This window comes from Corynebacterium sp. (genome assembly GCF_030530965.1).
In the GTDB taxonomy this organism is placed as follows: domain Bacteria; phylum Actinomycetota; class Actinomycetes; order Mycobacteriales; family Mycobacteriaceae; genus Corynebacterium.
The window spans coordinates 6784-15378 of sequence record NZ_JAUMTY010000025.1 but is presented as its reverse complement, the minus strand read 5'-3'; the positions used below and the strand labels follow the sequence as shown (position 1 = coordinate 15378).

8 protein-coding genes are annotated in these 8595 nt (G+C 57.2%); 2 read left to right on the top strand and 6 right to left on the bottom strand.

Annotated features, from left to right (window positions below):
* Positions 1-220: 220 nt before the first annotated feature.
* The 5 genes from Q3981_RS06185 to purD form a co-directional block, all read right to left on the bottom strand.
* Positions 221-1114 carry a phosphoribosylaminoimidazolesuccinocarboxamide synthase gene (locus Q3981_RS06185; protein WP_046205277.1) on the bottom strand — a complete coding sequence of 298 codons (894 nt, stop codon included), beginning with the start codon at positions 1112-1114 and terminating at the stop codon, positions 221-223.
* Between the two features lie 114 nt (positions 1115-1228).
* Positions 1229-2665, bottom strand: coding sequence for an esterase family protein (locus Q3981_RS06180; protein ID WP_303124525.1), 1437 nt, complete (start codon positions 2663-2665; stop codon positions 1229-1231).
* Positions 2666-2766: 101 nt separating this feature from the next.
* A complete protein-coding gene (gene purB / locus Q3981_RS06175; protein WP_303124536.1) occupies positions 2767-4176 on the bottom strand; it encodes an adenylosuccinate lyase in 1410 nt (469 codons plus the stop codon).
* 212 nt (positions 4177-4388) lie between these two features.
* Positions 4389-5669: a pyridoxal phosphate-dependent aminotransferase gene (locus Q3981_RS06170; protein WP_303124524.1), complete on the bottom strand. Its 1281-nt coding sequence runs from the start codon at positions 5667-5669 to the stop codon at positions 4389-4391.
* A gap of 22 nt (positions 5670-5691) precedes the next feature.
* On the bottom strand, positions 5692-6972 hold the full coding sequence (purD, locus tag Q3981_RS06165; RefSeq protein ID WP_303124523.1) for a phosphoribosylamine--glycine ligase: 1281 nt from the start codon (positions 6970-6972) through the stop codon (positions 5692-5694).
* A 72-nt stretch (positions 6973-7044) separates the two neighbouring features.
* Here purD and Q3981_RS06160 point away from each other — a divergent pair, with 72 nt between their 5' ends.
* A complete protein-coding gene (locus tag Q3981_RS06160; RefSeq protein WP_303124522.1) occupies positions 7045-7479 on the top strand; it encodes an HIT family protein in 435 nt (144 codons plus the stop codon).
* A gap of 51 nt (positions 7480-7530) precedes the next feature.
* Positions 7531-8496, top strand: a complete 966-nt coding sequence (locus tag Q3981_RS06155; protein ID WP_303124521.1) for a triacylglycerol lipase — start codon at positions 7531-7533, stop codon at positions 8494-8496.
* On the opposite strand, the gene Q3981_RS10450 is transcribed toward Q3981_RS06155, so the two are convergent.
* Positions 8471-8554, bottom strand: coding sequence for a hypothetical protein (locus tag Q3981_RS10450; protein WP_368410097.1), 84 nt, complete (start codon positions 8552-8554; stop codon positions 8471-8473). The two genes, Q3981_RS06155 and Q3981_RS10450, sit on opposite strands and share 26 nt — an antisense overlap.
* Between the last annotated feature and the right edge of the window lie 41 nt (positions 8555-8595).

Here is an 8595-nt window from a genome sequence, read left to right as displayed (position 1 = left end):
GTCGGAGGGATCGGCGCGCCCGAGGAACTGTACTGGAGGGAACCCTCGTCGGGATCCGTGGAGGCTACGTCGCGCGGTGGGTGAGTTGCGTTATGAGCATCATCAACGTGAGACATAGCCACTACCCTACTGTTCGCCCCGGACACGATCATGTGATGGCGTCGAAAAGTAGGATTGAACTGCGCGTATAGCGTGCCCGACGGGTCTTAGGTTGACGGTCTTACGCTGACGGGCCGATCCAGTCGGCGAACTTCAAGCCCGACACGCGTTCGTAGGCCTCCACGTACTTGTCGCGGGTGGCCTCCACGATCGAGCCTGGTAGCGCTGGTGGTTGCACTCCGGATTCGCGGGACCAACCGGACTTCGGGCCGATCAACCAGTTACGCAGGTACTGCTTGTCGAAGCTCGGTTGGCGGTGGCCTTCGCGGTAGCCTTCCTTGGGCCAGTACCGCGACGAATCAGGGGTGAGCACCTCATCCGCCAATTTCACGTTTCCGTCAGCGTCCACGCCGAACTCGAACTTGGTGTCGGCCAAGATCAAGCCGCCCTCGTCGGCAATGGCGGCAGCTTGAGAGTAGAGCGACAGTGCTGCGTCGCGGATCGTTTCCGCGCGACGCTCCCCCAGGTGCTCGAGCACGTAGTCATAATCGACATTCTCGTCGTGGCTGCCGAACTCTGCTTTCGTCGCCGGAGTGAAAATGGGTTCCGGCAACTTCGAGCCCTCAACTAAGCCCTCGGGAAGCTCGATGCCGCAAACCCGACCGGTCTCGTTGTATTCCTTCAAGCCAGAGCCAGTCAGATATCCCCGGGCAACGCACTCGAAAGGAATCATCTTGAGCTTTTCGCAGACTAAGGCGCGGCCCAACGCTTCCTCTGGAATCCGCTCATCGTCAACGGGGCCAACCAAATGGTTCGGCATATCGAGCTGCTCGAAAAAGAACGTGCTCATTGCCGTAAGGATTCTGCCCTTATCCGGTATTTGGGTATCCAGAATATAGTCGAACGCAGAAACACGATCCGACGCCACCATCAACAAAGTGTCGTCGTCAATTTCATAATTTTCGCGAACCTTTCCCGCGGAAAGGTGCTCATATGAAGAGAGTTCAGGGCGCATGGCCCGGTATGTTACTCCCCTGAACCCGAAAACCCGATTCATATCCCCACAATGGCGATTTACCGCGCTGTGCAGCGACGACTTCTCACCGGTTAACTGCTAACGGATAAACCGCTAACCGATTAACCGCGTAGCTCGGGCCACATCGGGAAGAGTGAGAACTAACGCCAGTCGCCAGGTACCAAAATCGTGGCCGCCGGGGACCTCACGGAATGATGAGTCGATTCCAGCGCTCTGAGCCAACCCATTCATGTACTTCAGATCCCGAACGGATGACTTGTCCGACTGGCCGGCAACAAAGACACCTTTAATCCCCGTGAATTTTCTTCTCTTTAGGATATCTTCCGGATTAACCCGTAGATAAGCATTGAGGTTCCCGCCGAAATATGTATCCGCGTTTCCTTTGGCGGACATGGTCCCCGGGGTACGGTCGCCAGAGAAATCAAGGAAATAACGGTACGGCTCCGGATTGTTCACGATGGCCTGGAATGCGCATGTTCCGCCATAGCTCAGACCACCAATGGCCCACTGCGTCGGATCATTGGACACCTGAAAATACTTTTGTATTTGTTGCGGAACGTCAGTGTCCATATAGGTCTGCACTTTGGCTTTCTTTGTATCAAAGCACCCTAAATCCTCATCATTATTACCGGTCGTATTAATGGCCACAATGACGGGCGCCAAACCGTGGTGGACGCGCTCAAAATGATGCAGGGTCTGGCCCGCGTTGCCGATCTCAAACCACTGCGACGGGAACCCCGGCAAACCATTCATCAGCACAACGACCGGCAACAATGGTCGTGGATTCGCGAAATATGCCGGCGGTAAATACACCTGAGATTCCGTCGTCTGAAAATGAGATACCGGCGACGGGATCATGAATGGAACGAGCACACCTTTATTCCTTGGTGAAACCCCATTCCATGCCCCGGCAATCGTGCTGCCCTGAGGTGGAGTGAACGGGGTCGACGTTCCCTTGACATCGGCATATTGAGCGGTCGTGTACGGCTCCTTGCCCACCAGAGAATCGACCGACGGATACAGAGCAAAACTGTTGTTCACCACATTGACGCACGCAACTGTGCCACAGGCGAACGCAACACACGCTCCAACAACGCGGAGCACCGACCTCCACCTGATCGACGCCCACCGCTGCGACAAACTGGCACGTGGCTTCGACGAACGTCGCCCCGCCGCACGCGCCCCCGTCACACGCAGCCTCTTAAACCACGGCATCACCCGGGTTCGACCACGCGCGCAATGGGCTCCGATCGCCAGGCCAATCAAAACAATGAGGGCCCAGCCTGCGACATACACCCCAATAGCGGTCCCGCCACCAAACGGCTTCCAGGTCTTTTCCAGGACCAACCACACCAATGCGGTCACCGTCGTCACGCTGCCAAGCAGTACACATGCCAGGCGGGCGGCATAACCGATACTGCGCGCGCGTGCCGTCGATGCGAAGAAGAAAGCCCACACCAGAATGATGACAACACCATTGACTAATGAGGGCATCGTCCCCACGAGGGGAATGTCTCCAAGAATATGCACCGGCCCATCATACGGTCACGCCGCACGGAATGGCTGGCCATACAGCGGTGTTCTGCCGAATGCCTAACCGTGCGATGAACTGGGCCGACAATGGTCACGCTCTACACAATGTCGCCAGGCATGTATGCGGCAGCCTCGGGATGCTCGGCAACGATGTCTTTCACGCGTGCGACAACGCGATCAACCTGCGAACCCGCTGCTCCGATGAAGGCATGGCGGTCGGCAATCGCTGCATCCAGCTGTTCGCGGTTCAACGGAAGCCGATCATCGGCGGCAAGTCGCTCGATGAGGTTTTGTTCCGTGCCTTTCTCGCGCATATCAAGCGCCGTGGCCACAGCGTTTTCTTTAATAATTTCGTGGGCGGTCTCGCGTCCCAGGCCAGCGCGAATAGAGGCCATGAGGATGCGGGTCGTCGCCAAGAATGGCAAATACCGTTCTAGTTCCTTATCAATCATGGCGGGGAATGCGCCGAATTCTTTGAGAACGGTCAATAAGGTTTCCACCATTCCGTCGAAAGCAAAGAAAGCATCCGGAAGCGCCACGCGGCGAACAACAGAACAAAAGACATCGCCCTCATTCCATTGCTGACCCGCCAGATCTGCAGCCATCGTTTGATAGCCACGGAGGATAATCTGCAGGCCACCGATGCGCTCACACGAACGGGCATTCATCTTGTGCGGCATCGCGGAGGACCCCACCTGCCCTTCCTTGAAACCCTCCGTGACCAGCTCATTTCCAGCCATCAAGCGGATGGTCATGGACAGCGACGACGGCCCCGCACCCAACTGCACCAACGCCGAGATCACATCCAGGTCAAGGCTGCGCGGGTACACCTGACCGACCGAATCGAACCGTCGGGAAATACCTAAGTATTCCGATACAGAGTTTTCTAACTGCTCGAGTTTGGTTTCATCGCCACCGACGAGGTCAAGCATGTCCTGGGACGTTCCCATGGGGCCTTTGATCCCGCGGAGTGGATACCGCGAGATAAGGTTTTCCAACCTCTCATAGGCAACCAGAATTTCATTAGCTGCCGACGCGAAACGCTTGCCCAACGTGGTCGCCTGGGCAGCAACATTGTGGGACCGCCCCGCCATCACCTGATCGCGGTAGCGAACCGCACAATCAGCCAACGCCCGGAGAACCGCCACCATCCTGTCGCGCACGTGCTCCAGGGACCGGTACACCTGCAGCTGTTCAACGTTTTCGGTGAGATCCCTGCTAGTCATGCCCTTGTGAATGTGCTCATACCCAGCCAGGGCGTTGAATTCCTCGATGCGCGCTTTGACGTCGTGCCGGGTGACGCGCTCACGCGCGGCGATGGAATCCAGGTCGATGCGGTCAATAACTGACTCGTAGGCCTCGATAGCCTCGTTAGGAACATCGACGCCGAGCTCCTTCTGCGCGCGAAGAACGGCGATCCAGAGCCGACGCTCCATGATGATTTTGTGCTCGGGGCTCCATAGATTGACCAGCTCTGGCGAGGCATACCGATGCGCTAGCACATTCACTATGTCTTTCTTGTGTGTGCCGGCCGAAGCACCAGTGCTGCCTTGGTCGGGTGATGTGCCCTTGCCTGTGTCGACGGAATTGGTACGCGAGTTGTCCGTTTTGTTCTCAGCCACACTATCAGTCTAGGGGGCTACCAGGGCCATAACCAGCCACGACACCACCCGGATATGGCAGACACTTTTACCGACTTTTACCGACGCACTCATCGGACTTACCGACGCCGGGCCTCCAGGAATGGCTTCAAACGACGACACGCTTCCCGCATCTCTTCCGGTGTGCCCGCGTAGCTCACGCGGACGTACTTCTTGCCCAGCGCTTTGTCGGCGCTCCCGTCAAAGTCAGTCCCCGGAGAGACAGACACACCCGTGGCGTCAAGGAGTTCATGGGCAAAGGCGACGGAATCGTCGGTGTAATCCGAGACATCAACCCAGAAGTAGAAAGCACCGTCGGAGGGCGCGAAGCGGGGCAGCCCCACTGCGGGCAGCTCCTTGTTAAGGATGTCGTGGTTTTCCTTGTATCGCTCCACGTGAACGCGAAGCTCGGCCAGGGCATCATCGTCGAACACGCGGGTTGCCGCGATCTGTGAAAGAGCGGGAGCACAAAGAGAAATGTTTCCTAAGATATTTTCGATCGTTTCCCGTAGCGTCGGATCATCAGGAATGATAAGCCAACCCAAACGCCAGCCTGTCATGGAGAAGTACTTGGATGTCGAGCCAATAACCACGGCACGATCGGAAAGCGACCTCGCCGTCACGGTGGGCCGACCATAACTAATTCCGTGGTAAATCTCGTCAGAAACCAATACGGTATCGGTTTCATCGCACCACTGTGAAATTGCGCGCAATTCGTCGGGATCAATAATTGACCCCGTCGGGTTATTAGGCGACGTAATCAACACCATATCCGGCTTATTCCCCGCCTGAGCAAGATCCTCAAGGTGCTTACGGGTCATATGGAAACGCGTTTCGGCCGTCGTCGGGATATCAATAAAAGAATTGCCCAATGCTTGAAGAACATTGCGATATGCCGCATATCCGGGGCTCGACAGGGCAACCGTCCCACCGAAAGGCAAGCACGCTGCGAAAATGGCAACGAATGCGCCCGAGGACCCCGTCGTGACAATAACGTTATCAGCCTTGGTATCCGTCCCATATGTTTCGGAATGCCACCGGGCAATACGCTCACGCAAGGGTTGAATACCTAACGCTTCGGTATATCCCAGTTTGTCGTTTTGGATGGCTTCAATAGCAACGTCTCGGACAACGCGCGGCGCGGGAGTAGACGGCTGGCCGATACATAACGGCACCGTGTCATGCTTCTCGGCTTCTCTTTCCGCGGTGCGGGCCACCATTTCCATCGTATAAAAAGGATCGGCATGGCCACGTTGAATTGCTAAGCCATAATCCTTTCCCGAACTACCCGAATTTGAATGCTGATCCTCCGAATAATTCATTCCGCTGTAATCGGCTGACTCCGAATTGTCACGTCCCACTGTTACTCTGCACTCCTCCAGATCAGTTTGCGATGCCAATACGGCCCTCGACGGCCTTCTGAGCAATATCGCGCCGATAATGCCCGCCCGGCAACGATATACCTTCCATCTTTCGATACACCCTTGCCCGTGCTTCGTCTAGATCCTTGCCGACGCCAACCACGCTGAGCACACGTCCACCCGAGGACACTAAGCGGTCGCCAAGCCGCGCGACACCCGCGTGGCGGACACCATCGTCCTCTGTGCCGGGCTCCGCGCCCGAGATGGGGTCTCCCTTTCGTGGCCCCGCCGGGTACCCCTGGGCGGCCAACACCACCGTCACGGCGTAGCCATCTTTCCAGGTCAACGGGGGTACGTCCGCCAAGTGGCCCGTCGCCACGGAGTTCAGTACTCCTGCCAGCGGAGTGTCGAGGAGCTCCAGCACCGCTTGGGTTTCCGGATCCCCAAAGCGGCAGTTGAACTCGACGACCGCCGGGCCTTCCTTCCCCCAGGCCAAGCCCGCGTAGAGCAGCCCGTTAAAGGGGCAACCGCGCTTCACCATCTCTGAGGCCACCGGCTGCACGATCTCGTCAACAATCCGGTCAACGGCGCCCTCGGGCAACCACGGAAGCGGTGCATAGGCACCCATTCCACCCGTGTTGGGACCCGTATCTCCCTCACCAACGCGCTTGTGGTCCTGAGCCGGCAGCAGGGGCACCACCGTATCGCCATCTACCAGGCAAAAGAGCGAAATCTCCGGGCCGTCGAGGAAGGACTCCACCAACACCGGGTGGCCCGACTCCAACACAGCGACCGCATGGTCGCGGGCTTCGTCGCGGTCCTGTGTCACAACAACACCCTTACCGCCGGCCAATCCATCATCTTTCACGACAAACGTCGGGCCAAAGTCGTTCAGGACAGCGTCGACCTGATCCGTCGATGCCCCTGGCTGCAGGGACTCCGCCTGAGCAGTACGCACATGAGCAGCCTTCATCACGTCTTTAGCAAACGCCTTCGACCCCTCGATCTGCGCAGCCTCAGCACCCGGCCCAAACACGGGGATGTGAGCGTCGCGAAGAGCGTCGGCCACCCCGGCGACCAGCGGTGCTTCCGGACCAATCACCACCAAGTCCGCACCTAATGACGTCGCTAAGCCAAGAACCTGCGATCCGTCGTTGATATCGATATCGGGGTGAAGCTGCGCGATCGCGGTCATCCCATCATTACCCGGGGCGACGTGCAGCCCACTCACCTGCGAATCTTTGGACAACGAATAAAGAAGAGCGTGCTCACGAGAACCATTACCCAGGACAAGAATCTGCATACCCAATACTCTAAGGCACCCACCTGACATACAAAGCTTTTTACCCACTTCGGAAATAGCTACCCTGGACTTATGGCTACCGTATTCACGAAAATCATCAACGGCGAGATCCCAGGTCGGTTCGTGTACCGCGACGACACCGTCGCCGCATTCCTCACCATCGAACCCATCGCGTACGGGCACACCTTAGTTGTCCCCATTAAGGAAGTTGATCGGTGGACTGACCTCAGTGCCGACGAATGGGCGCACGTTTCTGCTGTCGCCCACAACATTGGACGTGCCATTACCGACGCCTTCGACGCGCCTCGTGCCGGCATGCTGATCGCGGGATTTGAAGTTCCCCATGCTCACGTCCACGTGTTCCCTGCCTCCGACATGTCCGGTTATAGCTTGCAGAACATCATGCGTGCCGACGATACCGACCCGGATGCCATGGACGCTGCCGCTGCAAAGATCCGGGCGGAGCTGACCAAGGCCGGGATCGATACTGGAGTCGACGATAACTAGACGGTAAATAAACGATCGATAGCTGACGGTGAATAGCTGACGATGCTCAGAGTGTCTCGACGACTGCGTGAGGCTATGACCGCGCACCCTCTGCACGTAAACCCGCGGATTCTCCGTCCCCGCGGGCATCAGTGGGCTGGTTCGTCACGCGTGCACCCCTACACCGACGAGGGTGGGCGTTTTCATCGGGGCGAGCGGATACCTGCCATGGCGCATGTTCCCGATATGGGCCGGGTGCCGGAGCAGGATTTCAGCCCGCTAGCGGATGACGAAAAGCCGCCGGTGCTCTGCGTGCACGGAATGATTGGGGCGAAAGGCAACTGGGAAGTTCTTGTTCGGTATATCACCGACCGGCGGACTTTTTATGTTGATTATGGCGAAGCAGGGACCGCTCCCGTTGATGAGTGCGTCGATGAATTAGCGGAACAGATTATTGAGCTGAGCCAAAAGATTCATGCGCGGGAGCTTATTCTTCTTGGACATTCTCGCGGCGGATTGATTGCGCTTCTCGCTGCATCGCGACCTGAGGTTCAACGGGTGGTCACGATTCGCCGGATTATTGGCTTGGGTGCCCATTTTTCGGGAATTCCCCGATGGAAACTGTTACCGAAAGATGTGTCCTCGTATGGCCCTGTTCTTTCGGTTTTCTTTCGGTTGACGCACAGGTTTGCATATTGGGCTGTGGGTGCGTCGGCTGAAGACCAGTTCAAGGATTCAGCGGACTTGCAGCGGGCGTTGCAGGGTGTCGATCGATCGATAGAAGTTATTCCCATCGCTAGCAGCACTGATTACATCGTGCGCCCTAGTGCTGCGTTTGACGTGCCGACGGACCACGTGACGCCGGTGCTTCTTCAGGATTATTTTCCCGGCGCGAAAATACTGCACAATTTGTTGCCGCGGGATGGGCGGGCCATCGCGATGGTGAAGGCTGCCATCGCGAAAGGTCCTATTCGCGGGGAATCTGCTCGCGGGGATTCCACCCGCGAGAATTCTATTCGTGGGGCAAAAGAACAGTAAATGTAGTTCCTTCATCGACGACGCTATCGACGGTGACTTTTCCGCCATGCTGTTCCACTAAACCTTGAACGATGGATAATCCCAGTCCGGAGCCTCCAC